The sequence below is a fragment of the Micromonospora sp. NPDC049101 genome, assembly GCF_040648675.1.
In the GTDB taxonomy this organism is placed as follows: domain Bacteria; phylum Actinomycetota; class Actinomycetes; order Mycobacteriales; family Micromonosporaceae; genus Micromonospora.
The window spans coordinates 1-22,820 of record NZ_JBEZED010000034.1; the positions used below are offsets into that span (position 1 = coordinate 1).

Genomic DNA, 22,820 nt, shown 5'->3' on the forward strand with positions numbered 1-22,820 from the left:
GGCGACCTGCGAGCGGGGGGCTCGTGGCGCCGGGGTCCAGGTGTAACGACCGGGGGGCCGGGGTCATTCCGGGTTGGCCCGTCGCGCGGCACCCTCGTCGGGGCGGTGCCTGCGGTCGTTCGTGGGGACTGCAACGACCTGCGGGCCGGGGGCATTCCGACCTGCGGGATCCGCATCCCCAACCCCTGCGGGTCGGGCGGGCGGCAGGTCGTGCTGCGATCGTCAGGGTGTGTAACGACCCCGGCCCGGCCACGATTCCGGCCCACGGGTGCGACCGGTCACCCGCCAAACACCCCAAAGCGGAAAAGCACCCCGGGCTACCCAGAAGGTCAGGCCCTGCCCCGGCTAGGGGTGATCCACTCAACTTTCAGGAAGTCGCGGTTTCCAACCCGGTGCGATGCCCGGTTTCCAGAAAGCCGAGTCGATCACCGCGTCACCCCCGGCGCCTTTCAGCCGGTGAGGCGGGAGCGCACCTTGGCGGCGCAGGCGTCCAGGACGGTCTGCGCGTCCAGTCCCAGGCTCTCGATGGCCACCAACGCCGTGAACGCGACGTCGGCCAACTCCGCCGCGACGTCCTCGCGGGTGTGCGTGACGCCTTTGCGAGGATTCTGCCCGAGCACCCCGATCCAGGCGGCCGATGCCTCCCCCGCCTCCTCGGTCACCTTGAGGATGCGGCAGGTCAGTTCGGTCTGCCCGGTGCCGTTCGCGGCGTCCAACCAGTTGCGCGACGCCCGGGCCGCCTCCCAGATCAACTCGTCCACGCCGACCAGTCAACCCGACCGGCCCACTGGCTCGGCCAACCGGGTGCACCCGTCGAGCGGCGAGGAACGCGACAACCCGCCACTGGGGGCAAGGGGGTGCGGATGGACGCACGGACCGGACGCGAAGAGCCGTACGTCGGGGCGTACGTGCAGGGTCTGATCGGCCGGACAGTCAGGCTTGACCAGCCGGTCAGCGAATCCATTGACACCTGTCGACGGCCGTCCTAGGTTCAGGACGCTACCGGCCGGTAGGCAACCGTCCCGCCTGGTCGCCCCGGGGCGACCTCCGTGATGGGGAGCATCGATGCTGTCCGCACCCGTTCGTACCCTCCGCCGTCTGCTCGCCACCACCGTGCCGCTGACCCTGGCGGTCGGGTTGGCCGGTGCCGCACCGGCAGGCGCCACCGATCGGGACGCGGGTGGCGGCCAGCCACTGCCCGGGTACACCATCGAGATCCCGCCGTTGGCCCCGCTGGTGGTGGGCGGCAAACCGACGACGGTACGCCAGGGCGTGCACCGCCACGCCGGGTACCTGATCGAGGTCCCCGCCCGGTGGAACGGCAACCTGGTGCTGTGGGCGCACGGCTACCGCGGCCAGGGCACGGTGCTCTCGCCGGAGCCGCCGGCCTTCGGGTTGCGCGAGCGTCTGCTGGAGCAGGGGTACGCCTGGGCGTCGTCCTCGTACGACCGCAACGGCTTCGACATCCGCTCCGGAGTGCTGGGCACCAGGGATCTGGCCGACCACTTCGGCCGGACTGTTCGCCGGCCACAGCACACCTACCTGGCGGGGGTGTCGATGGGCGGGTACGTCATCGGTCGCTCGCTGGAGCAGTACCCCGGCTCCTACGACGGCGCGCTGCCGATGTGCGGGGTGCTCGGTGACCAGGCGCTGTTGGACTTCTACCTGGACTACAACCTGGTCGCGCAGGCGCTTGCCGAGGTGCCGGCCCATCCCACTCCGGCCGACTACCTGACCAACGCGGTGCCCCGCATCCAGGTGGCGCTGGGCCTGGCGGGCCTGACTCCCACCGGGCCGGACACCACCACCGAGCGGGGCAAGCAACTGCGGGCGATCACGGTGAACCGTTCGGGTGGCCCTCGTCCCGGTGCGGACGCCGCGTTCGCGGTGTGGAAGGACTTCCTCTTCTCCATCAGCGTGCCCACCGGGAGTGGCAACTCCCCCGCCCAGCGGCCCGATCAACTCGCCACCAACCTGCTCACCCGCTACACCCCGAACAGCCCGGTCAACGTGAACGCCGCCGTGCGGCGGGTCGCACCGGAGAACGTCGTGCAGCGGCTCCTGCCGACGCTGACCGAGGTGCCGCGGATCGCCGGTCGGCCCAGTGCGCCGGTGCTCAGCCTGCACGGCCTCGGTGACCTGTTCGTGCCGTTCAGCATGGAGCAGGCGTACGCCGCCGACGTGGCGCGGCACGGTCGCGGCGGGCTGGTGGTCCAGCGGGCCATCCGGGCCGCGCAGCACTGCGAGTTCACCCCGGCGGAGGCCGGCGCCGCCTGGGACGACCTGGTGTCCTGGGTACGCACCGGCAAGCGCCCGGTCGGTGACACCGTGACGGATCCGGCGGTGGTGGCCCGACCCGACTACGGCTGCCGGTTCAGTGACCGGGACGCGTACGCCGCCGGGGTCGGCACTCGCCGCCTCTACCCGGCCTGCTGAGCGACGGGGTAATGGGAACCCCCGTCGACGGGTCGGCGAACACTCATCGACGGGGGCAGCGCACGAGCCATTATCGACGGTAGACACATAGACCATGACGAACACCCTTGACCGTCGTACTCTTCTGCGGGTGGCCGGAGCATCGGCTGGCACCTCCGTGCTGGCCGGCGTCACCCTCGCCGGTGGCATGCCGGCCCACGCGGCCGACGGCGCCTTCCAGCACGGCGTCGCCTCCGGTGACCCACTGCCGGACGGCGTCCTGCTCTGGACCCGGTTGACCCCGACCGCCGAGGCGCAGCCTGGCTCCGGCCTCGGCCCCGAGGTGGGCGTGACCTGGCAGGTCGCCGCCGACCCGGACTTCACCACGGTGGTAGCCGCGGGGACACAGCACACCGGACCGGCATCGGACCACACGGTGAAGGTGGCGGTGGGCGGCCTGGCACCGGCCACCACCTACTGGTATCGCTTCGGCCACACCGGCGGCTGGTCGCCGGCTGGTCGGACCATGACGGCGCCACCCGTCGACGCGGAGATCGACCGGCTGCGCCTCGGCGTGGTGTCCTGCGCGAACTGGGAAGCCGGGTTCTTCGCGGCGTACCGGCATCTGGCCGAGCGAGGCGACCTCAACCTGGTGGTGCACCTGGGTGACTACCTCTACGAGTACGGCAGCGGGGAGTTCGACGCGGGCGGCATGGTGGTCCGGCCGGTGCGACCCGCGCACGAGGTGCTCACCCTCGCTGACTACCGGATCCGGCACGCGCTCTACAAGACCGACCCGGACCTGCAGGCGTTGCACGCCGCAGTGCCGTGGGTGATCACCTGGGACGACCACGAGGTGGCCAACGACCAGTGGTCCGGCGGCGCGGAGAACCACACGCCGGGCACCGAGGGGTCGTTCGCCGGTCGGCTCGCCGCGGCGCGGCAGGCGTACCTGGAATGGATGCCGGTGCGTGTCGGGGTGGACGGCGCGATCTACCGCCGGCTGCGTTTCGGCCGGCTCGCTGAGCTGTCCATGTTGGACCTTCGCACGTACCGGTCACAGCAGGCGTCCGGGACCGCGGTCGACGACCCGGGACGCACCATCACCGGCGACACGCAGATGTCCTGGCTCAAGGCCGGGCTGGCCACGTCCAGCGCGCGGTGGAAGCTGGTCGGCAACCCGGTGATGATCGCGCGGGTGGACGTCGGGGCTCTGCCCGCCTGGCTGCTCGGCCCGCTGGGTGCCCTACTCGGCATCCCGCAGAACGGCGCGGTGCTCAACACCGACCAGTGGGACGGGTACAACGCCGACCGCAACGAGCTGGTCGACTACGTGCGCGCCACCGGCACCCGTGACGTCGTGTTTCTCACCGGGGACATCCACACCTCGTGGGCCAACGAGGTGACCACCCGATCCACCGGGCCGAACAACCCGGCCGCTGCCGAGTTCGTGGTGCCGTCGGTGACCAGCGACAACGTCAACGACTTCCTCGGCCTGCCCGCCGGCAACGCGCTCAGCGCGCTGGGTGCCGGCCTGCTGCGTTCGACGAATCCGCACGTTCGCTGGACCGAACTGGACGGGCACGGCTACGGCGTACTGGAGGTGACCCGCGAGCGGTGCCGGATGGACTGGTATCACCTGGCCGACCGCACCCGCGCGGCCAGCACCAGCCGGTGGGTCGCCGGCTGGTCGGTGGGCGCCGGCTCGGCGAAGCTGCGCAAGGAAGGCGCGCCGCTGGCCTGAGACCGGCACGACGACGCCGGCCGGCCCCCTGCACGGGGGCCGGCCGGTGTGTGTCGCGGGTGTCACCACATCTGCTGGACGATGTCCGCCGCCTGCTCCTCCCACTGCGCGTACGCATAGGGGAAGGCGGAGACCTGGACGGTCTGCGCGGCGGCGGTCAGCGGCAGGTCCTGCCAGCCGCCGATGTTCTTGAGCGCGGTGAAGAACGCCGTGGCGGCGTACTCCGGGTCGGTGATCTGGTCGGGCGTGCCCCAACCGGACGACGGACGCTGCTGGAACAGCCCCTGTGAGTCGTGGTCGTTGTACGCGCCGAGGTGGCCGAGGTTGTACAGCTTCGACTCCTGCAGCGAGGTGGCGACGCCGATCACGGCGCCCCGGTCGCCGACACCTGTCTTCTTGGCGGCGTCGACGATCGCTCGCGCGTTGGCCAGTTGCGCGTCGTCGAGCGGGATGCGCGACTGTGCGCCCTCAATGCCGTGCGGGATCAACTGGTCGCGGCTGGGCTTGCCGGCCGGCGGCTTGCCGGTGGCGGAGCCGGTGGTCAGCCCGGACTCGACGGGCTGGTCCTCCTGCCGGGCCGGGCTGGCGGCCTTGGCGGTGGCCTTGCCGGTGGCCAGGTCGATGGCGGCCACGGCGCCCTGGTGCGGTCCGGAGGTGACCGGGGCGGCGGCCGCGGTCGGTGCGAGCGCCAGACCGCCGAGGGCGGCCACACCCACCGCGCTGAGCGCGGTCTTGCGGTACGAGTCCTTGACGATGGCGGGGAGCCATCGGGTGTCCTTGGCGATGGCGGGAAGCCATCGGGTGTCCTTGGCGATGGCGGGAAGCCATCGAGTGAAGTCGACCTTCACGATGGTTGCCCTCTCGATCGTGCGGAACGCTCCGGGGTGAACGCTCCTCGGGAGATGACCGCGGAAGAGGGTTTGGGCTCCGGCGGTACGGGGGACACAACCAGGTTCACGTGTCGGTCATTCCGGAAATGCCCGACCGTCGGCCCGCTGCGGCGCCGGTCACGGGCGCAGAATCGGACATCGCGGGCTCGCCCGCATCGGGCCAGACGGCCGTGACAGAGGGTGTTTTTCGGAACCAAAGGCGATGCCTGGAAGCCAGCCTTTGCTCTGCATACCTATACGCACCAGCTACGTTTCGTGACGATGCGTTCGTATGGCGAAAAGCCTCGGCGTCGGGCGCAACGCGCCCATGCGCAGGTCACGGGGCATGGTGCATATAGGTAAGCAGAGCAAAGGGGCCAGGCAAGGGTGATGGGGGGGCAGGCAGTTGGCAGCTTGCCGCTACCGCCAGTGAGCCTCTGGGCCTCCGCACCCTGGGTAGTTGCCGTGCGGCTCTCCGTACCGGACGAGAAGTTGCCCGGTGACCGACACCGCGCCCCGGCCGATCAGCGCCGCGCCCACCGGGGGGACCGAAGCGGGGCAGGCTCAGTTGTCGCTGTCACGTCCGGGCTCCGCGTCCCGCCTCCCGACGCCCTGGTCCGGCTGGACGAGTTCCTGGAAGACGGTGATGTGCAGGCCGGCGGGGGCGTCGAGGCGGGAGTTGAGTGACTGCCACGGCGTACGCGTCGGCGGCGCGACCTCGCTCGCCCCGGCGGCCACCAGTCGGGCGGTCGTCGCCGCCGCGTCGTCCACCTCGAAGGCCACCCGGATGCGCGGCGCGACCTGCCGACCCACCTCGACCTCGTCGATGAGGCGTTTCTGCGCGGGGTTGGCGATCTCCAGGGTGGCGCGGCCGGCGTCCAGGATCACCACCCGGGCATCCCCGTCGCCGCTGAACGCCGCCTCCTCGGGCAGGCCCAGCGCGTCCCGGAAGAACGCGACGGCGGCTTCGTGGTCGGCGGCCTCCACCACGAGACGCAGCTGACGGACCACGGGCACGGGCGAGTCGGCGGGGACGGGCGAGTCGGCGGCCATGGGCGGGATCCTAGCGCCGCGGCGGGGCTAGGTTGGGACCGTCCACGAGGGAGGGAGCGAGGATGGTGGGGAGTGATGACGCGTACCTGTTGCACCCGGTCGGGCGGGTCGCCTCGTCGTTGACCGATGCGGCGAGCGCCCCGCGGCAGGGCGACGAGGGGGCGCCGGCGGCGTGGCTGGTCTTCGACCCGCAGGTCGAGCGGGCCCTGCGTGACCTGCGGGTCGGCGCGGAGTTGCTGGTGTTGACCTGGCTGGACCGGGCCCGACGCGACGTGCTGGCGGTGCACCCCCGGGGCGACGAGAGCCGGCCGGAGACCGGGGTGTTCAGCACCCGCTCCCCGCACCGGCCCAACCCGATCGGGCTGCACCGGGTGCGGGTGCTCGCGGTGGACGGGCTGCGCGTCGAGGTGGCCGACCTGGAGGCACTCGACGGCACCCCGGTCCTGGACGTCAAACCGGTGCTGGGCGCGGCCGACGAGCGCTGAGCCCGTCGACCACGCACCAGCACGCCGCAGGAGTCAGTGGCCGCGGGCCAGCCACTCCTGCAGGTGTGGCGCCTCCGCGCCGATCGTCGTGTCGTCACCGTGGCCGGTGTGCACGACCGTCTCCGCCGGCAGGGTGAGCAGGCGGGTGCGGATCGAGCCGACGATGGTGTCGAAGTCGCTGTACGAGCGGCCGGTCGCGCCCGGACCACCGGCGAAGAGCGTGTCGCCGGTGAACACCACACCGAGGTCCGGGGCGTGGAAGCTGCACGCGCCGGGGCTGTGCCCGGGGGTGTGCAGGACCCGCAGCGTGGTGCCGGCCACCTCGACGATCTGCCCGTCGTGCAGCTCGCCGTGCGGTGGCAGGTGCGGGTGGACCAGGTCCCAGAGGACCCGGTCGGCGGCGTGCAGCAGCACCGGCGCGCCGGTGGCCTCGGCCAGCTCGGGTGCCACCCGGACGTGGTCGTCGTGGGCGTGGGTGGCCAGGATCGCCCGGACCTTCCGATCACCCACCAGGGCGAGGATCGCGGCCACGTCGTGCGGCGCGTCCAGGACGACGCACTCGCGGTCGTCGCCGATCACCCAGACGTTGTTGTCCACGTCGAACGTCTGCCCGTCCAGGGAGAACGTGCCGGCGGTGACCGCACGGTCGACCCGGGCCGTCATCAGAACACCACCACCGAGCGGAGCACGTCGCCGTGGTGCATCCGGTCGAACGCGGTCTCGACCTGGTCGAGCGCGATCTCCTCGGTGACGAACGCGTCCAGGTCGAGCCGGCCCTGCAGGTACAGCTCGGTGAGCATCGGGAAGTCCCGGCTGGGCAGGCAGTCGCCGTACCAGCTGGACTTGAGGGCACCGCCGCGCCCGAAGACGTCCAGCAGCGGCAGCTCGATCTGCATCTGCGGGGTCGGCACGCCGACCAGCACCACCGTGCCGGCCAGGTCCCGGGCGTAGAACGCCTGCTTCCAGGTCTCCGGTCGACCCACCGCGTCGATCACCACGTCGGCACCGAAGCCGCCGGTCGCGGCACGGATCGCCTCGACCGGGTCGGTCTCGGAGGCGTTGACGGTGTGCGTGGCGCCGAACTTTCGGGCCCAGTCCAGTTTGCGGCTGTCGGTGTCCACCGCGACGATCGTCGTCGCGCCGGCGAGGGCCGCACCGGCGACCGCCGCGTCCCCGACGCCGCCGCAGCCGATCACCGCGACCGAGTCGCCGCGGGTGACGTTGCCGGTGTTCATCGCGGCACCCAGCCCGGCCATCACCCCGCAGCCGAGCAGACCCACGGCGGCCGGCCGGGCGGCCGGGTCCACCTTCGTGCACTGCCCGGCGTGCACCAGGGTCTTCTCGGCGAACGCGCCGATGCCCAGCGCCGGGGCCAGCTCGGTGCCGTCGGTCAGGGTCATCCGCTGCTTCGCGTTGTGGGTGTTGAAGCAGTACCAGGGGCGACCCCGACGGCAGGCGCGGCAGACCCCGCAGACCGCACGCCAGTTGAGCACCACGAAGTCACCCGGGGCCACGTCGGTGACGCCGTCGCCCACCTGCTCGACGATGCCCGCCGCCTCGTGGCCGAGCAGGAACGGGTAGTCGTCGTTGATGCCACCCTCGCGGTAGTGCAGGTCGGTGTGGCAGACCCCGCAGGACTGGATCCGGACGATCGCCTCCCCGGGGCCGGGATCGGGCACCACGATGGTGGTGACCTCGACCGGTGCGCCCTTGCTGCGGGAGATGACTCCCCGGACTTCCTGGCTCACTTCGCCTCCTGCTGGTGGTGTGTCGGCAGGCTACCGCGACCACCACGGCCAGCCCAGCCAGCCGGACGGGTTATCGCGGGTGTTGCGGGGTACGCGGGCCGCACTCGACCACGGCCAACGGGAGTAGCCATGAAACTCGCGCACCTGCCGCTACGGCTCAGCATCGGCGCGTATTTTCTCAACTCGGGTCTGGGCAAGCGCAACCTGGAGGGTGCCGCCGCGGAGGGCATGCACGGGATGGCGGTCGCCGCCATGCCGCAACTCGGCCAGTTGGACCCACCGCGCTTCGCGAAGCTGCTGGCGTACTCGGAGATCGCCCTGGGGGCCGCGCTGCTCGCGCCGGTCGTCCCGGCCCCGCTTGTCGGGTTGGGCCTGACCGCGTTCGGCGCGGGTCTGGTGCAGCTGTACCTGAAGACGCCGGGCATGCGGGAGCCGGGCAGCATCCGGCCGACCCAGCAGGGCGCCGGGCTCGCCAAGGACGTCTGGCTGGTCGGTGCCGGGCTGACCCTGGTGTTGGAGGGGCTGACCCACGGCCGTCGACGCCGGTGAGCCCAGCCTGAGGAGCGGCGGTGACCCACTCGCGTTCGGTGCGGCCGTTCTACCGGCCGATGCGGCCACGTCGCCGGGACGAACGGCACCGTGCGGCCACCCCACTGGAACTGTTCTTCGATCTCTGTTTCGTGGTGGCCGTGGCGCAGGCGGCCAGCAGTCTGCACCACGACGTCGCCGAGGGTCACCTCCGCCACGCCGCGACCAGCTACGCCATGGTGTTCTTCGCGATCTGGTGGTCGTGGGTGAACTTCACCTGGTTCGCCTCGGCGTACGACACCGACGACGACGTCTACCGGATCACCACCCTGGTGCAGATCTCCGGAGCGCTGATCCTGGCGGCCGGGGTGCCACGCGCCTTCGCCGACGGCGACTTCACCGTCATCACCTACGGGTACGTGGTGATGCGGCTGGCCGCCGTCGTCAACTGGACCCGAGCCGCCGTCGGCGACCCCCGCCACCGCGCGTCGGCGCGCCGCTACGGCATCGGCGTGACAGTGGTGCAGCTCGGCTGGCTGCTGCGGCTGGCGCTGCCCGTCGAGTGGGGCATGGCGACGTTCGTGCTGCTGGTGCTGGCCGACCTGCTGGTGCCGGCGGTGGCCGAACGCCCGGGCATGACGCCCTGGCACCCCGAGCACATCGCCGAGCGGTACGGCCTGTTCACCCTGATCGTGCTCGGTGAGGCCGTCCTGGCCATCTCGATCGCGATCCAGACCGGGCTCGACGCCGGGGAGCATGGCCTCTGGTCACTCGCGGCGGCTGGCGCGGTCATCGTGTTCGCGCTCTGGTGGCTCTACTTCGACCGGCCCAGCGAGGCGCCCGACCGGCTGCCGTACTCCCTGATCTGGGGCTACGGGCACTACCTGGTGTTCGCCGCGATCGCCGCGATCGGCGCCGGCCTGGGGGTGTCGGTGGACGTCGAGCGGCACCTCGCGCACGTCTCCGGGCGCACCGCCGCGTACGCGGTGGCGATCCCGATCGCCGTCTTCCTGCTCACGGTGTGGGTGCTCCAGGTACGCCGGCAGCAGCACGGCGCGGTGCTCGTCGCCTTCCCCGTCGTCGCGCTGCTGGCGCTGCTCGCGCCGCTCGGCCCGGCCCCGGTGCACGTGCTCGCGGCGCTGCTTGTCGCCCTCGTGACGCTGACCGTGCTGAGACGCCGCCGCGACGTCGGGCCGCACGCCGAGGTGGCCGGGGTCAACCCGGCCTGACCCGCCGTGGCGGGCATCCGGCAACCGGCGTCGGGCGCGGCACCGGGCGCGGCAGCCGGAAAGTAGGCAGAATTGCGGGCATGCCTCGCCGCCGATGGTTGCTGGCCGATCAGCTCGGGCCGCACTTCCTCGACGACCCCGACCAACAGGTGCTCCTGGTGGAGATCCGGGAGCTGTTCCGCGACCGGCCGATGCACCGGCAGAAGGCGCACCTGATCCTGTCCGCGCTGCGCCACCGTGCCGCAGAGCTGGGTGACCGGGCGCTGCTGCTGCGCACCGACACGTTCCGGGAGGCGCTGGCCCAGGTCGGTGACCCGCTGGAGGTGTGCCATCCGCACTCCCGGGCGGCGCTGCGTTTCGCCCGGTCGGTGCCGGGGCTGACCGTGCTGCCGCCACGCGGCTTCATCACCAGCCAGGCCGACTTCGCCCGCTGGGCGGACCGCCCGCGACGCGGCCCGCTGCGGATGACCGACTTCTATCGGCACGCCCGCCGCCACCACGAGGTGCTGACCGCCGCGACGGGGGCGGGACGCCGGCCCCGGGCCGAGACCCGGTCCGTGCCGGTGACGCCACCCCCGCCCCCACCGATCGTCGAGGATGACATCGACGCGGAGGTTCGCCGCGACCTGGACCGGTGGGCCGCCGACGGGGTGCGGTTCGTCGGCCGGGACGGCCCCCGCCTTTACCCGGCCACCCATGACGAGGCGCAGGCCCGGCTGACGCACTTCCTGACCCACCGCCTACCCGGGTACGGCCGCTACGCCGACGTGATGAGCATCGACGATCCGCTGCTCGCACACTCGATGCTCTCGTCCTCGTTCAACCTCGGGTTGCTGCACCCGGAGCCGGCGGTGCGCGCCGCCGAGCAGGCGTGGCGGGCCGGCACGGCCCCGCGTACGGCGGTGGAGCCGTTCATCCGGGGCCTGCTCGGCTGGCGGGAGTTCCTCTGGCAGCTCTACTGGTACTTCGAGCCGCGCTACCGGGGGGCGAACTGGCTGGCCGCGACCGAGCCGATGCCGCAGTGGTTCGCCGAGTTGGACGCCGACGCGGTGGAGGCCCACTGCCTGGCCGACGTCCTCGCGGCCGTCCGGGATCGGGCGTGGACGCACCAGACGCCCCGACTGCTGGTGTTGGCGAACTACGCGCTGCAACGCGGCTGGCGTCCCACCGACGTGGCGGACTGGTTCCAGCGCTGCTTCGTCGACGGCACCCACTGGGTGATGAACGCGACGGTGATCGGCATGAGCCAGTACGCCGACCTGGCCCGGGTGGACACCCGCCCGTACGCGGTGGACGGCACCGACATCGACGAGATCAGCGACTACTGCACCGGCTGCCGCTACACGCCGGAGCGGGCGCTCGGCGACCTGGCCTGCCCGTACACCGGGGGTTTCGAGAGTTTCCTGCACCGCAACCGGGCCCGGCTGCTGACCGATGCGCGGCTCGCTGCCGAACTGGAGCGCCGCGACGAGCCGGAGCACCGCGAGGCGGTGCTGGCCCAGGAGGAGAAGCGGGGCAGCACACCACCGTGACCCCGGCGGCAGCTCAGGCCACCTCGCGGGCCGGCGCCGCGGTAGCGCGGGAGAACCGAACCCCCTCGTCGGTGAGCCGGCCGTGCCGCATCAGCAGCACGTCGCGGGCGTAGTTCTGGTGCAGCCGCCAGGGCGCGCGCACACCCTGTCTGGGCAGCGCGTCGACACTGCGCAGCACGTAGGAGGACCGCAGGTCGATGAGCGGCGCCCGCTCGTCGTCGGCGGGCGGCAGCGGGGTGACGACCTGCTGGCCGGTGCGGTCCAGGTGGCGCAGCAGCCGGCAGACATACCCGGCGACCAGGTCGGCCTTGAGCGTCCACGACGCGTTGGTGTAGCCGACGGTCAGGGCGAAGTTCGGCACCCCGGACACCATCATGCCCTTGTAGGCCACCGTGTTCGCGAGGTCGACGTCGGTGCCGTCCACGCGCAGCCGCAGACCACCGAGGGCGAGCAGGTTCAGCCCGGTCGCGGTGACCACGATGTCGGCGGGCACCTGGGCGCCGGAGGTCAGGCGGACACCGTGCGCGGTGAAGGTGTCGATCGTGTCGGTCACCACCGACGCGTGGCCGTCGCGCACGGCGGTGAACAGGTCGCCGTCGGGTGCCACGCAGAGCCGCTGGTCCCACGGGTCGTAGCGGGGCGTGAAGTGCCTGTCGACGTCGTACCCCGCCGGGAGCCGGCGCCGCGCGGCCCGGCGCAGCACCCGCTTCACCAGGCCGGGGGCGCGCCGGCTGAGTTGGAAGGTGACGGTGGAGAGCAACACGTTCTTCCACCGCAGCACCGGGTACGCGGCCGTCGCCGGCAGCCGGCGCCGCAGCGCGTCGGCCAGCCGGTCGCGCGAGGCCAGCGCCAGGATGTACGTCGGCGAGCGCTGGAGCATCGTCACGTGGGCGGCCCGCTGGGCCAGCGCCGGCACCAGGGTGACCGCGGTGGCGCCGCTGCCGATCACCACCACCCGCCTGCCGGTGTGGTCGAGGTCGTCGGGCCAGTGCTGCGGGTGCACCAACCGCCCGGCGTACGCGTCGACACCGGGCAGGGCCGGGGTGTAACCCTCGTCGTAGCGGTAGTAGCCGGTGCAGGCGAACAGGAACGAGCAGGTCAGCATCACCGTCTCGGCGGTGTCGGTGCGCTGGGCGTGCACCGTCCACCGGGCGGTGCCGCTGTCCCAGTCGGCGCGCAGCACGCGGTGCCGGAAGCGGATGTGCCGGGGCACGTCGTACTCCCGGGCGGTCTCCCGCACGTACTCGCGGATGGTCGCGCCGTCGGCGATGGCCTTCGGGGCGGTCCACGGCTTGAACGAGTAGCCGAGGGTGAACATGTCCGAGTCCGAGCGGATGCCGGGGTAGCGGAACAGGTCCCAGGTGCCGCCGATGGCGTCGCGTGCCTCCAGCACCGCGTACGTCTTGTCGGGGCAGTCGCGGCGCAGGTGGCAGGCCGCGCCGATGCCGGACAGGCCGGCGCCGACGATGAGCACGTCGACGTGGTCGGAGGCCATCGCGTTCCTCCATCCGGGCGTGGTGCACGGACGTTAACACCGCACCCGGATGGAGGAAACGACTAGTCGGAGGCCTTGGTGGACGTCATGATCCAGTTGGTTTCCCAGGTCTGCTCGCCGTCGACCGAGAACGCCTGCTCCCAGCGGGCGGTGGTCGCGCTGATGTCCGACCAGATGAACCGGCACCGCACCGGCCGCCCCTCGTGCTGGTCGTCGGCGTAGAAACGGCCCACCCCGTCGACGAAGCGGCCCACCATCGGCGGCTGCCCCAGCACCCCGTCGACACTGCTCATCCAGTAGATCGACCACTCCTGCCGGGCCGGGTCGAAGATCCGGACGGTGGCGCCCGCGGAGCCCTTGGTCGGGAAGGTGATCTCGTCGAAGTTGCCGCCACCACCGAAGAAGCTGTGCGCGACCGACACCCCGGGAAACTCCTCCCACTCGTCGGAGCCCACCAGCCGCTCGCGCAGCCGCCGGTTTACCACGTTCCAGGTGCCCACATAGAAGTCGAAGTCGCCCATCAGCGGCCCACCGGCCCTTCCGCTCGCGTGTCGTTGAGATATCCAGCCAGGTTGGGGGTGTCCGGCGCAAGCAGGTGCCGAACCCAGGCGGCCCGCTCGTGCTCCAGCACCGCCAACTCCCACACACACCCGATCGCGGGTGGACGTACCTCCACGAAGTGGGTCGGGTCGTGGTCCGGGCAGTCCAGCGCCGGCTGCCCGGCCGCGGCGACGCGGACCTCCAGCGCGTTGTCCCACACCCAGGTGTACGCCAGCAGGTAGGCGCCGGTGTCCGCGCCCCGGTGCAGCACCACCCACCCGGCGGCCGGGGTGCCGTCGTCGACGATGTCCACCAACAGCAGGGGCAGTTGGTCGTACGCGGCCTTCTCCACCTCGGGCTCGATCGGTTGCTCCGGCTGGTCTATGTGGTAACGCTTGAGTTGCCGACCGTCCACCGTGATCGGTCCCGGCGTCCGTAGTTCCTTCTCGCGAAAAGCCATGCCGGGACGGTAGGACGGGTCCCCTGACAACTAGTGTCAGTGGAGTGCGGGCCTCTCGACTTCTTTCCCTCCTGCTGCTGCTCCAGCAGCACGGCCGGCTGACCGCCACCCAGCTCGCCGAGCGGCTGACCGTCTCCCCCCGCACGATCTACCGGGACGTGGAGTCGTTGCACGCCGCCGGCATCCCCCTCTACGGGGAGGCCGGGCACGCCGGCGGCTACCAGCTTGTCGACGGCTGGCGGACCCGGCTGACCGGGCTGACCACCGAGGAGGCCGACCGGCTGTTCCTGGCCGGGTTGCCCGGCCCCGCCGACGAGTTGGGCTACGGCGACGTGGTGGCCGCGCTGCAACTCAAGCTGCACGCCGCGCTCCCCGCGCCGCTGCGCGACCGGGCGACCCAGCTCCAACAGCGCTTCCACCTGGACACTCCCGGCTGGTACGCCGACGGCGACGCCTCCCCCGAGCTGGCCCGCACGGCCGAGGCGGTCTGGCGGCAGCACCGCGTCGAGGTGCGCTACCGCGGCTGGAACGGCGAGACGACCCGGGTGCTGGAGCCGTACGGCCTGGTGCTCAAGGGCGGCCGCTGGTATGTGGTGGCCGACCAGCCCGGCCGGGGCGCTCCGGCGACGTACCGGGTCAACCAGATCCTCGCGCTGACCCCGCTGCCGCAGGAGTTCGTCCGACCTGCCGACTTCGACCTGCCGGCCTGGTGGCGGGCGCACGTGGTGCAGTTCCGCGCCCGCCTGCACCGCGACGAGGCCACCGTCCGACTCTCCCCCGCCGGTCGGCAACGGCTGCGCGAGGTCGGCAGCGATCCGGTGGTGGCCGCGATGGACGCGAGCGCCCAGCCGCCGGACGCCCAGGGCTGGGTGACCGCGGTGCTGCCGATCGAGTCACTCACCCACGCCCACGGCGAGTTGCTGCGCCTCGGCGCCGACGTGGAGGTGCTGACCCCTGTCGCGCTGCGCGAACGCCTGGCCGCGACCGCCGCCGGGCTCGCCGCGCTCTACGCACCCGACGCGACGACGCCGCCGACCGCGTGACGTAGGTCGCTCAGGTTGGCCGCTGGCACCGCTCTGGGAGACTCTGTGCTCGTGGATGCGCTCTCGGTACGGGGACTTAGCCGCAACTTCGGCGACCTGGTCGTGCTCGACGACGTGAGTTTCACGCTCGCGGCCGGCCGGATCGCGGTGGTGCTGGGGCCCAACGGCAGCGGCAAGACCACCCTGCTGCGCTGTGTGGTCGGCGCCGACCGGCCGGACGCGGGTGAGGTGCTGGTGCAGGGTCGGCGGGCCGACGAGACCGACCCGCAGGTGCGGGCGCTGGTGGCGGCCGCCCTGGACGACATCGACTTCTTCCCGGACCTGTCCGTGGTCGAGCACCTGGAGCTTGTCGCGTACGCCCACGGGAGCAGCGCCGAGCCGGTCGAGGAGGTGCTCACCGAGCTGGGTCTGGAACCGGCCCGCGACCAGTTGCCGGTGACCCTGTCCAGCGGGCAGCGGCGCCGGTTGGCGTTGGCCTCGTGTTTCGTGCGGCCACGCCGGGTGCTGATCCTGGACGAGCCGGAGCAGCGCCTGGACGTCCGCGGGCGGCAGTGGCTCGCCGAGCGGCTGCTGCGGGAACGCGACGCCGGCACCGCCGTGCTGCTGGCCTCGCACGACCCGGAGCTGATCGACGCGGTGGTCGACGAGCGCATCGAGATCGGCCGGTGACCGCCCCGCCGGCCACGATCGCCGACACGCCGACCGGGGTGCCCACCGCCCGACAACTGCGTACCCACCTGCGTCGGGCCCGCAGCCGGCACCACGACCACTCCCTCGGCGAGGTGCTGGGCGACGCGTACGTCATCGTCCTGTTCACCGGCATGTACGGCTGGTTCGCGATCAGCGCCAGCCGCGACCTGCTGGACTCCCCCACCGTGGGCCAGGCCGAGCCGGGGGTGCGCTGGTGGCTGGCGGTCGCCGCGCTGCTGGCCGGCGCCGGCCTGGCCTGGCGTGGCCTGCGCGCGCTCGGCCCGCTGCTGGTCACCCCGGCCACGCAGAGTTGGGCGGTCAGCGCGCCGGTCGACCGGCGGGCGTGGCTGGCGCCGCGCTTCGTCCTGTTGCTGCTGGGGGCGGCGGCCGGCACCGCGGCGCTCGGGGTGGCCGTGGCGGCGCTCGGGGGCGCCAGCGATCCGGCCACGCTGGGTTGGGCGGCCGCGGCCGGCGCGGGGTGGGGTGCGGCGGCGCTGGCACTCAGCGTCGTCGCCCAGAGCAGCCGGGCGGGACGACGGTGGCCGGCGGTGGCCGGCGCGGCGCCGATGGTGGTGGCCGCCGTCCTCACCGCCGGAGTGGTGCTCCTCGGTCATCTCGGTGACGGGCTGCCCCGGCCGGCGGCGACGCCGACCGTCGCGCTGTTCGCCCTCGCGCTGCCCCTCGTCGGCCTGGGCACCATCCGCGCGGTGCGCGCGCTGCCCCGCGTCGACCGGGCCACGCTGACCACCGGCGCACAGTTCGCCAACGCCGCCGCCACGGCCACGATCCTGCTCGACCCGAGCCTGCTCGCCGGCCTGGTGGAGAGCCGCCGGTGGCGTCGGATCGGGCGGGTCCGCAGCCGCCGGTTCCTCCCCGGGCCCGGCTGGTGGGCGTTTTTGCAGGCCGACGTACGCCGGTTGCGCCGCCACCCGAGCGCCCTGCTGATCTGGGCGACGCTGATCGGGGTGCAGTACGCTGCCGCGCTCGCCCTGCCCGGGTTGGCCGGGGCCGCGCAGGTGGTGTTCGCGTACCTCGCCGCCAACCGGCTCACCGGTGGTCTGCGGTCAGTCAGCCGCTCACCCGGGTTACGACGGGCCCTCGGCGGCAGCGACGCCCTGTTGCGGGGGATCCACCTGGTGGTGCCGGCCGTCGGCGCGGGGCTGTGGTGGTTGTCGACCCTGCCGAGTGCCCCGCCGGGCCCGTCTTGGTTGGCGCCGACGCTGGCGCTCGGCGTGGTGGCCGCCGCGTTCCGGGCCGGCACCCGCCCGCCGATCAACTACGGTGGCGCGACGGTCAACACCCCGTTCGGCATGATCCCGGTCGACCTGGTGCGGCAGGGCTCACGCGGGCCGGCGCTGCTCGCCGGGCTGGTGCTGGTCCAGCTGTTCCTGGGCTGAGGAGTCGCCCCGCCGCCGAGGGGACGCACGGTGGCGGTGGCGGTGCTCAGGAGGGCCGGCCGCGGCGGCCGAGCGCGGCGGCGATCTGCGCGATGCCCTCGTCGATCTCGGTCGTCGTACGGGCCGCGTAGCCGAGCACGAGGCCCGGCCGGTAGGGGCGCTGGCAGTGCCAGGACAGCGGTTGCACCTTCACCCCACGCGCCAGCGTCGCCTCCGCCAGCTCGGTGTCGACCACGGCGTCGTCCAGCGTGATCATCAGGTGCAGGCCGGCGGCGGCGCCGTGCACGGTCGCCGACGGCACCGCGCGGGCCAGCGCGGCGATCATGGCGTCCCGCCGGCGGATGTGTCGGCGGCGGAGCAGCCGCAGATGCCGCTCGAAGGCGCCGGAGGTCAGCAGCTCCGCCAGCACCAGTTGCGGTAGCACGGCGTTGCCCAGGTCGGCGTTGCGCTTGGCGGTCACCACCGCCTCGCGCAGTCGCGGCGGCACGAGCAGCCAGCCGACCCGCAGGGCGGGGGCGAGCAGTTTGGAGACGCTGCCGGCGTAGCAGACCTGCTCGGGCAGCAGACCGCGCAGCGCCGGCACCGGAGGACGGTCGTAGCGGTGCTCGGCGTCGTAGTCGTCCTCGATGATCAGGCCGCCGGCCCGCGCCCAGGCGACGAGCTGGCGGCGACGGTCACCGTCGAGCACGACGCCGGTCGGGAACTGGTGTGCGGGGGTGAGCATCACGGCCGGCACGCCGCTGTCGGTCAACTCGTCGACCCGCAGCCCGGCGTCGTCGACGGTGATCGGCGGGGTGTCCATCCGCCAGTTGCTCAGGTGCTGCCGCACGCCCAACGAGCCCGGGTCCTCGACCCCGATCCGGTCGACGCCGGCAGCGGTGAGTGCCTGGGCGAGCAGCCCGAGCGCCTGGGTGACGCCGGCCACGATGATCACCTCGGTGGGGTGGACGCTGATACCGCGGTTGCGGGCCAACCAGGCCGCGACGGCCTGTCGCAGCGCCGGCGCGCCGCACGGGTCGCCGTAGCCGAGGTCGGCCGCGGCGAGCCGGCGCAGCACGGTCCGTTCGGCGCGCAGCCAGTCCGCGCGGGGAAAGGCGGTCAGGTCGGGTACGCCGGGCGCCAGGTCGATCGTCGCGTGCGCCGCGCGTACCGCCTCGAAGATGTCGGTGCTCGGTGCCGGCGGGAAGGTCGCGACAGGTGCCGGCGCGGCGGCCGGGGTGGGTGTGGGCGCGGCTGGCGCGCCGACGACAACCGTTCCGGCTCGGCCCCGACCGGAGATGTGCCCCTCCTCGGCGAGGCGCTGGTACGCCTCGGTGACCACGCCCCGGGAGACGCCGAGGTCGGCGGCGAGCACCCGGGTGGGGGGCAACCGTTGCCCGACCGGCACCCGCCCCTCGGCGATGGCCTGCCGCAGCCGGTCGGTCAGCCAGTCGGTGCGCCCGCCCGGCGCCGCGTCCGTGACGCTCAGGTGCAGGAAGTCCGACCCGGCCGATATGGACCCCTCGGACAGCATCGGTTTGGCTCTGCCCATCGGACCATTGTGGCAGCAGAGTGAGCAGGAGCCAGCCCCGTCAACTCCGCCGGAGGACGATCGTGACCATCCCGTTCCTGATCACCACGCTGATCGTGGTGGTCACCCCCGGCACCGGGGTGTTCTTCACCCTCTCCGCCGGGCTGTCCCGGGGCGCCCGAGCCGGCGTGCTGGCCGCGTTCGCCTGCACACTGGGCACGCTGCCGCACCTGCTGGCGGCGATGACCGGGCTCGCCGCGCTGTTGCAGACCAGCGCCGTCGCGTTCGACATCGTCCGGTACCTCGGTGTCGGTTACCTGCTCTACCTGGCCTGGTCCGCCGCACGCGACCGCGGCGCCTTCGCGTCGACGACCGACGACACACCCCACTCGGCGGCCCGGGTGATCGTCTCCGGCGTGGTGGTCAACCTGCTCAACCCGAAGCCGACGCTGTTCTTCGTCGCGTTCCTGCCGCAGTTCGTCGGCGACTCCACGGTGGGCTCGACCCAGGCGATGCTCACCTGCGGCGCGGTGTTCATGCTGCTCACCTTCGTGGTGTTCAGCGGCTACGGCATCTTCGCGGCCCGGCTGCGAGACCGGGTGCTGACCCGACCCCGGGTCACCGACTGGCTGCGGCGATCCGTCGCCGGCACGTTCGTCGCGCTCGGCGTGACGCTCGCCCTCACCCAACGATAGGAGTGCCGTGCAGTTCGAGCATGCGGCGCGGCTTCGCGTCGCGTACCCCGATCTGGTCGCCGGCGTGGTCCACGCCACCGGCATCACCGCCACCGCCGACGTGGCGCGGCGCACGGCCGGCCACCTCGCCGTCGCCCGCACGCGGTTGGCCAGCGGGGCCGAGAGCGGCTTCCCGGAGATCCAGGCGTGGCGGCGGGCGTACGCGGCGATGGGGTTACGGCCCACCCGGTACCGGTGCGCGGCGGAGGCGCTGCTGCGCCGCCTGCGCCTGGACGGCGAGCTGCCCCGGGTGCATCCGCTCGTCGACCTCTGCAACGCCGTCTCCGCCGCGTACGCCATCCCGATCGCGGCGTTGGACCTGGACCGGGTCGACGGTGACCTGGTGGTCCGACCCGCGCGTGGCGACGAGGAGTACCAGACCTTCGCCGGTGACACCGAGCATCCCGAGCCGGGCGAGGTGACCTTCGCCGACAGCGCCGGGCGGGCACACGCCCGGCGCTGGACGAACCGACAGAGCGGGTGGTCCGCCGTGCGGGCCGGCACCTCGTCGGTGCTGATCGTCGCCGAGGCGCTGCACGCCGACGCCGAACCGGCGATGACCCGGCTGGTCGCCGCGCTGGTGCGGGAGCTGACTGACGGGTGGTCCGCGCCGACGAGCCACGCGGTGCTGACCGCCGCCGCGCCGCGCTTCAGCGCCGAGACCTCCGGTGGCGACGTCGGTCAGGCGGTGTCGCCGGGGACGAGGTGACGGTAGCCGGGGATCGTCTCGCCGAACCAGCCGGCAACGCTGGCCAGGCCACGCTCGTTGAGCTGCGCGTCGTGGATCGGGTACGTCGCGGCGGCACCCACGGCACCGGCGAACCGGATCGCCTCGTCCAGGCGCAGCCACGACCCCTGGGCCGGGACGAGCAGGGTGTGCACCGGCTCGTCCGGCACGTGCAGCGCGTCGCCCGGGTGGTAGAGCCCGTCGCCGATCAGGTAGCCGAGGTTGGGGCAGTCCGGTTGTCCCTCGTGGATGAACGCGTGCCGACCGCCGTGGGCGCTGACCGCGATGCCGGCCGCCGTGAAGCGCTGCCCGGCGCTGACCCGGGTGACCGGCAGCGGAGCGAGATCCGGCAGGCGGGCACCGGCCGGGGCGTACACGGGGACGCCCCGGCCGGCCAACCGCAGCACGTCCACGTGGTCGCTGTGTTCGTGGGTGACCAGGACGGCGTCCGCGCCGACCAGGGCGCGGGGCTCACTCCACGTGCCCGGGTCGACGACCAGCACCCCGCCGTCGTGCTCGACGCGGACGCACGAGTGGGTGAATCGGGTGACCCGCATCCGGCGACCGTACGCCCCCGGCCGATCAGTCATGGTCCCCGTGACCGGTGTGCGTGGGCGGTCGACCCGGCGCCTGGCCCGGATCGACGACGACGAACTGCCCCATCATCCCGGCGTCCTCGTGCCAGAGCAGGTGGCAGTGGTACAGGTAGGGCAGCCTCAGCGCATGCGCCGGGCCGTCGCCCGGACGATGTACGTGAACTGCGCGCCGAACGCCACGAACGCGACCACCACCCCGACGACGACGGTCAGCCCGGTTCCGGCCCCGAGCGCCCCGGCCACCAGGGCGACGCCGAGCCCGCTCAACACCGCGTTGACCGCCCCCACCAGAGCGGCCGTGGTGAGCAGGAACTCCCACCGTCCCGGTCGGGTGCCGACCAGGCTCCACGCCGCCTGCATGCTGTCGTCGGCGATGACCGCGTCGGCGAAGAACTCCCGCTCGCCGGCCAACTCGTGCTGGTAGTAGGCCCGGATGCGCTGGATGCGCCGCAGGTCCAACGAGTTCTCGACGGTGGTCTCCACCAGCCGCAGAAACGTCAGCACCCCGATCACCACCAGGGTCGGCAGCACCGCGGCCAGGTACGGCCGGACCACCCGGTCGTTGCCGGAGACGAAGCCGAGGCCGATCAGCGCCGCCGACAACACCGACAGGAAGATGGTGGCGCGACCGGTGGACTCGGCGATGGTGCCGGCCCGGGAGGTCTGTAACGCGAAGTGCTCGGTGGTCAGGGCGGAGAGGAGCGCCTTCTCGCGGTCACCGTCGTCCATCCCACCTACCCTCCGCAGTCGTCCGACTCGGTTACCGTCACCCTATGAGCGTTGGCGGCGGTGCGGGCGGCGAAACCGGCAGTCCCGAACGGGACAGCGGGCGGCAAAGCCGGCACGTATTCTCCGCATTCCGGTGATCAGTAGGCGGCGGGGCCGGCCGACGGTGGAGGGAGAGCGGATGCCCGGGTGGGCTGGTCGGGGCGGGCGGCAACGACGCGCCTTCGCCGTCGGAGGGCCGCTGCTCGTGAGCGCCGCCCTCATGCTGGTGGCAGCCTGGCGCACCACCGGCTTCCTCAGCGACCTGCTGCTCAACCTCGGTGCCAGCGTGGTGCTCGCGGCCATCTCGTACGTCATCTTCGACCCACTGTTCGAGGAGGCGCGCAAGGCGCGGGTGCAGGAGCACCTGAGCTTCGACCAGCAGGCGTTCGTGACCCGGCTGCACCGCTCCGGCCGCCGCGTGCGCATCCTCGACACCTGGACGATCCTGCTGGAGCAGCGGCACCGCGAGGACACCCTGACCGCGATCCGCACGGCGCTCGGCAACGGCGCCCAGGTGCAGTTGCTGCTGCTCGACCCGGACTGCACCGCCGCGCAGCAACGCTCCGAGGAGCTGGAACGCCAGCGGGTGGACGTCCCCCGACAGATCCGCACCAACCTGCGGCACCTGGCCGCCTTCGCCGACGCCCTCGACTCGCGGCTGCGGCAGCGCCTACAGGTCCGGCTCTACGACGCGTCCCCGTCGATCCAGCTCTACCAGTGGGACGGGCGGGCGCTCATCTCGTTCTTCCCGATCGGGAAGTTGTCGTTCAACGTTCCGCAGCTCGAGGTGGACATGGACAGCCCGTGGGGCGGGTTCGTGCACGCCCGGTTCGAGGAGCTGTGGGAGCACGAGCAGGCCACCCTGGACCTGGAGCGGTACTGGTCGGTCACGGTCACGCTGCGCCACGAGGACTCGGACGTGGTCGAGGTGCGGGTGCCGTACGCGACTGTCGACGGGCAGCACTACGTCGACTGCCGCCGGTTCCGGGTGACCGGGCTGGTGACCATGCGGGCCGCGCTGCCACCCCGCTCGCCGGGAGCGGCCCCCGCGGTGTTCACGCTGGCCGAGCCGTCCGACGGCGACCACCCGCCGGTCGCCGCCGTGAAACGGCACTTCGACCAGAAGTACGGCCACGGCGACGGGGAACGGGAGATCTACCGCCTGGTCCCGCCCCCGGGCAGCCCGCGTCCCCCGGCACCTCGCGCCGCGGCGACCGGCGACGCGCACGGACGGTGACCCCCGGCGCACCCGATCGA

At 72.7% G+C, this 22,820-nt stretch carries 24 protein-coding genes; 12 read left to right on the forward strand and 12 right to left on the reverse strand.

Annotated elements, in window-relative coordinates:
* Nucleotides 1-449: 449 nt before the first annotated feature.
* A complete protein-coding gene (locus AB0B57_RS32055) occupies nt 450-761 on the reverse strand; it encodes a MazG-like family protein (protein WP_357078404.1) in 312 nt (103 codons plus the stop codon).
* A gap of 304 nt (nt 762-1,065) precedes the next feature.
* Between AB0B57_RS32055 and AB0B57_RS32060 the strand changes: the two genes are divergently transcribed.
* Together AB0B57_RS32060 and AB0B57_RS32065 are read left to right on the forward strand one after the other, a co-directional pair.
* Entirely contained in the window at nt 1,066-2,436 is a 1,371-nt protein-coding gene (locus tag AB0B57_RS32060; protein WP_357078407.1) for a hypothetical protein, read from the forward strand.
* 94 nt (nt 2,437-2,530) lie between these two features.
* Nucleotides 2,531-4,159, forward strand: a complete 1,629-nt coding sequence (locus tag AB0B57_RS32065; protein WP_357078412.1) for an alkaline phosphatase D family protein — start codon at nt 2,531-2,533, stop codon at nt 4,157-4,159.
* Between the two features lie 62 nt (nt 4,160-4,221).
* Here the strand turns inward: AB0B57_RS32065 and AB0B57_RS32070 are convergent, their stop codons facing one another.
* Complete coding sequence (locus tag AB0B57_RS32070) at nt 4,222-5,007, reverse strand: hypothetical protein (protein ID WP_357078415.1); 786 nt, start codon at nt 5,005-5,007, stop codon at nt 4,222-4,224.
* Nucleotides 5,008-5,592: 585 nt separating this feature from the next.
* Nucleotides 5,593-6,081: a VOC family protein gene (locus AB0B57_RS32075; protein ID WP_357078418.1), complete on the reverse strand. Its 489-nt coding sequence runs from the start codon at nt 6,079-6,081 to the stop codon at nt 5,593-5,595.
* Between the two features lie 62 nt (nt 6,082-6,143).
* Between AB0B57_RS32075 and tsaA the strand changes: the two genes are divergently transcribed.
* On the forward strand, nt 6,144-6,566 hold the full coding sequence (tsaA, locus tag AB0B57_RS32080) for a tRNA (N6-threonylcarbamoyladenosine(37)-N6)-methyltransferase TrmO (RefSeq protein ID WP_357078421.1): 423 nt from the start codon (nt 6,144-6,146) through the stop codon (nt 6,564-6,566).
* Between the two features lie 33 nt (nt 6,567-6,599).
* Here tsaA and AB0B57_RS32085 read toward each other — a convergent pair whose 3' ends face one another.
* Nucleotides 6,600-7,229, reverse strand: a complete 630-nt coding sequence (locus tag AB0B57_RS32085; RefSeq protein ID WP_357078425.1) for an MBL fold metallo-hydrolase — start codon at nt 7,227-7,229, stop codon at nt 6,600-6,602.
* Nucleotides 7,229-8,314: an S-(hydroxymethyl)mycothiol dehydrogenase gene (locus AB0B57_RS32090; RefSeq protein WP_357078428.1), complete on the reverse strand. Its 1,086-nt coding sequence runs from the start codon at nt 8,312-8,314 to the stop codon at nt 7,229-7,231. The genes AB0B57_RS32085 and AB0B57_RS32090 overlap by 1 nt, the downstream gene beginning before the upstream one ends.
* A gap of 129 nt (nt 8,315-8,443) precedes the next feature.
* Between AB0B57_RS32090 and AB0B57_RS32095 the strand changes: the two genes are divergently transcribed.
* The 3 genes from AB0B57_RS32095 (at nt 8,444) to AB0B57_RS32105 (ending at nt 11,603) form a co-directional block, all read left to right on the forward strand.
* A complete protein-coding gene (locus AB0B57_RS32095; RefSeq protein ID WP_357078431.1) occupies nt 8,444-8,863 on the forward strand; it encodes a hypothetical protein in 420 nt (139 codons plus the stop codon).
* A gap of 20 nt (nt 8,864-8,883) precedes the next feature.
* A complete protein-coding gene (locus AB0B57_RS32100) occupies nt 8,884-10,071 on the forward strand; it encodes a low temperature requirement protein A (RefSeq protein WP_357078434.1) in 1,188 nt (395 codons plus the stop codon).
* 80 nt (nt 10,072-10,151) lie between these two features.
* The gene (locus AB0B57_RS32105) at nt 10,152-11,603 is read left to right on the forward strand and encodes a cryptochrome/photolyase family protein (protein ID WP_357078437.1); all 1,452 of its coding nucleotides are present in this window, start codon (nt 10,152-10,154) and stop codon (nt 11,601-11,603) included.
* A 13-nt stretch (nt 11,604-11,616) separates the two neighbouring features.
* On the opposite strand, the gene AB0B57_RS32110 is transcribed toward AB0B57_RS32105, so the two are convergent.
* From AB0B57_RS32110 to AB0B57_RS32120, 3 genes are all read right to left on the reverse strand, one after another.
* The gene (locus AB0B57_RS32110; RefSeq protein WP_357078440.1) at nt 11,617-13,098 is read right to left on the reverse strand and encodes an NAD(P)/FAD-dependent oxidoreductase; all 1,482 of its coding nucleotides are present in this window, start codon (nt 13,096-13,098) and stop codon (nt 11,617-11,619) included.
* A gap of 62 nt (nt 13,099-13,160) precedes the next feature.
* The gene (locus AB0B57_RS32115; RefSeq protein ID WP_357078443.1) at nt 13,161-13,619 is read right to left on the reverse strand and encodes a hypothetical protein; all 459 of its coding nucleotides are present in this window, start codon (nt 13,617-13,619) and stop codon (nt 13,161-13,163) included.
* Nucleotides 13,619-14,098, reverse strand: a complete 480-nt coding sequence (locus AB0B57_RS32120) for a hypothetical protein (protein WP_357078446.1) — start codon at nt 14,096-14,098, stop codon at nt 13,619-13,621. Before AB0B57_RS32120 ends, AB0B57_RS32115 begins: the two co-directional genes overlap by 1 nt.
* Before the next feature lie 44 nt (nt 14,099-14,142).
* On the opposite strand from AB0B57_RS32120, the gene AB0B57_RS32125 reads away from it, so the two are divergent.
* The 3 genes from AB0B57_RS32125 to AB0B57_RS32135 are packed head-to-tail and all read left to right on the forward strand — an operon-like array spanning nt 14,143 to nt 17,228.
* The gene (locus AB0B57_RS32125; protein ID WP_357078449.1) at nt 14,143-15,141 is read left to right on the forward strand and encodes a WYL domain-containing protein; all 999 of its coding nucleotides are present in this window, start codon (nt 14,143-14,145) and stop codon (nt 15,139-15,141) included.
* 51 nt (nt 15,142-15,192) lie between these two features.
* Complete coding sequence (locus AB0B57_RS32130) at nt 15,193-15,810, forward strand: ABC transporter ATP-binding protein (RefSeq protein ID WP_357078452.1); 618 nt, start codon at nt 15,193-15,195, stop codon at nt 15,808-15,810.
* Nucleotides 15,807-17,228, forward strand: a complete 1,422-nt coding sequence (locus AB0B57_RS32135; protein ID WP_357078454.1) for a DUF6297 family protein — start codon at nt 15,807-15,809, stop codon at nt 17,226-17,228. The genes AB0B57_RS32130 and AB0B57_RS32135 overlap by 4 nt, the downstream gene beginning before the upstream one ends.
* 46 nt (nt 17,229-17,274) lie before the next feature.
* Here AB0B57_RS32135 and AB0B57_RS32140 read toward each other — a convergent pair whose 3' ends face one another.
* Nucleotides 17,275-18,759 (reverse strand): PLP-dependent aminotransferase family protein, encoded by a 1,485-nt coding sequence (locus AB0B57_RS32140; RefSeq protein ID WP_357078457.1) that lies wholly within the window; start codon nt 18,757-18,759, stop codon nt 17,275-17,277.
* Between the two features lie 62 nt (nt 18,760-18,821).
* Between AB0B57_RS32140 and AB0B57_RS32145 the strand changes: the two genes are divergently transcribed.
* Nucleotides 18,822-19,433, forward strand: a complete 612-nt coding sequence (locus tag AB0B57_RS32145; protein ID WP_357078460.1) for a LysE family translocator — start codon at nt 18,822-18,824, stop codon at nt 19,431-19,433.
* A gap of 7 nt (nt 19,434-19,440) precedes the next feature.
* Entirely contained in the window at nt 19,441-20,181 is a 741-nt protein-coding gene (locus tag AB0B57_RS32150; protein WP_357078463.1) for a phenylalanine--tRNA ligase beta subunit-related protein, read from the forward strand.
* On the opposite strand, the gene AB0B57_RS32155 is transcribed toward AB0B57_RS32150, so the two are convergent.
* From AB0B57_RS32155 to AB0B57_RS32165, 3 genes are read right to left on the reverse strand one after another with little or no spacing between them, the layout of a single operon-like run.
* Entirely contained in the window at nt 20,154-20,756 is a 603-nt protein-coding gene (locus AB0B57_RS32155; RefSeq protein WP_357078466.1) for an MBL fold metallo-hydrolase, read from the reverse strand. The genes AB0B57_RS32150 and AB0B57_RS32155 overlap by 28 nt on opposite strands.
* 25 nt (nt 20,757-20,781) lie before the next feature.
* The gene (locus AB0B57_RS32160; protein WP_357078689.1) at nt 20,782-20,919 is read right to left on the reverse strand and encodes a multicopper oxidase domain-containing protein; all 138 of its coding nucleotides are present in this window, start codon (nt 20,917-20,919) and stop codon (nt 20,782-20,784) included.
* Nucleotides 20,916-21,524 (reverse strand): hypothetical protein, encoded by a 609-nt coding sequence (locus AB0B57_RS32165; protein ID WP_357078469.1) that lies wholly within the window; start codon nt 21,522-21,524, stop codon nt 20,916-20,918. The genes AB0B57_RS32160 and AB0B57_RS32165 overlap by 4 nt, the downstream gene beginning before the upstream one ends.
* Nucleotides 21,525-21,702: 178 nt before the next feature.
* On the opposite strand from AB0B57_RS32165, the gene AB0B57_RS32170 reads away from it, so the two are divergent.
* Complete coding sequence (locus AB0B57_RS32170) at nt 21,703-22,800, forward strand: DUF5919 domain-containing protein (RefSeq protein ID WP_357078472.1); 1,098 nt, start codon at nt 21,703-21,705, stop codon at nt 22,798-22,800.
* The last annotated feature ends 20 nt before the right edge of the window (nt 22,801-22,820 follow it).

What these genes read in the sequence shown, in the direction of transcription:
- AB0B57_RS32060 (WP_357078407.1), top strand. Translation starts at nt 1,066, where the DNA reads ATGCTGTCCGCACCCGTTCGTACCCTCCGCCGTCTGCTCGCCACCACC.
- AB0B57_RS32065 (WP_357078412.1), top strand. Translation starts at nt 2,531, where the DNA reads ATGACGAACACCCTTGACCGTCGTACTCTTCTGCGGGTGGCCGGAGCA.
- AB0B57_RS32075 (WP_357078418.1), bottom strand. Translation starts at nt 6,081, where the DNA reads ATGGCCGCCGACTCGCCCGTCCCCGCCGACTCGCCCGTGCCCGTGGTC.
- tsaA (WP_357078421.1), top strand. Translation starts at nt 6,144, where the DNA reads ATGGTGGGGAGTGATGACGCGTACCTGTTGCACCCGGTCGGGCGGGTC.
- AB0B57_RS32085 (WP_357078425.1), bottom strand. Translation starts at nt 7,229, where the DNA reads ATGACGGCCCGGGTCGACCGTGCGGTCACCGCCGGCACGTTCTCCCTG.
- AB0B57_RS32095 (WP_357078431.1), top strand. Translation starts at nt 8,444, where the DNA reads ATGAAACTCGCGCACCTGCCGCTACGGCTCAGCATCGGCGCGTATTTT.
- AB0B57_RS32105 (WP_357078437.1), top strand. Translation starts at nt 10,152, where the DNA reads ATGCCTCGCCGCCGATGGTTGCTGGCCGATCAGCTCGGGCCGCACTTC.
- AB0B57_RS32110 (WP_357078440.1), bottom strand. Translation starts at nt 13,098, where the DNA reads ATGGCCTCCGACCACGTCGACGTGCTCATCGTCGGCGCCGGCCTGTCC.
- AB0B57_RS32115 (WP_357078443.1), bottom strand. Translation starts at nt 13,619, where the DNA reads ATGGGCGACTTCGACTTCTATGTGGGCACCTGGAACGTGGTAAACCGG.
- AB0B57_RS32120 (WP_357078446.1), bottom strand. Translation starts at nt 14,098, where the DNA reads ATGGCTTTTCGCGAGAAGGAACTACGGACGCCGGGACCGATCACGGTG.
- AB0B57_RS32140 (WP_357078457.1), bottom strand. Translation starts at nt 18,759, where the DNA reads ATGGGCAGAGCCAAACCGATGCTGTCCGAGGGGTCCATATCGGCCGGG.
- AB0B57_RS32155 (WP_357078466.1), bottom strand. Translation starts at nt 20,756, where the DNA reads ATGCGGGTCACCCGATTCACCCACTCGTGCGTCCGCGTCGAGCACGAC.
- AB0B57_RS32165 (WP_357078469.1), bottom strand. Translation starts at nt 21,524, where the DNA reads ATGGACGACGGTGACCGCGAGAAGGCGCTCCTCTCCGCCCTGACCACC.
- AB0B57_RS32170 (WP_357078472.1), top strand. Translation starts at nt 21,703, where the DNA reads ATGCCCGGGTGGGCTGGTCGGGGCGGGCGGCAACGACGCGCCTTCGCC.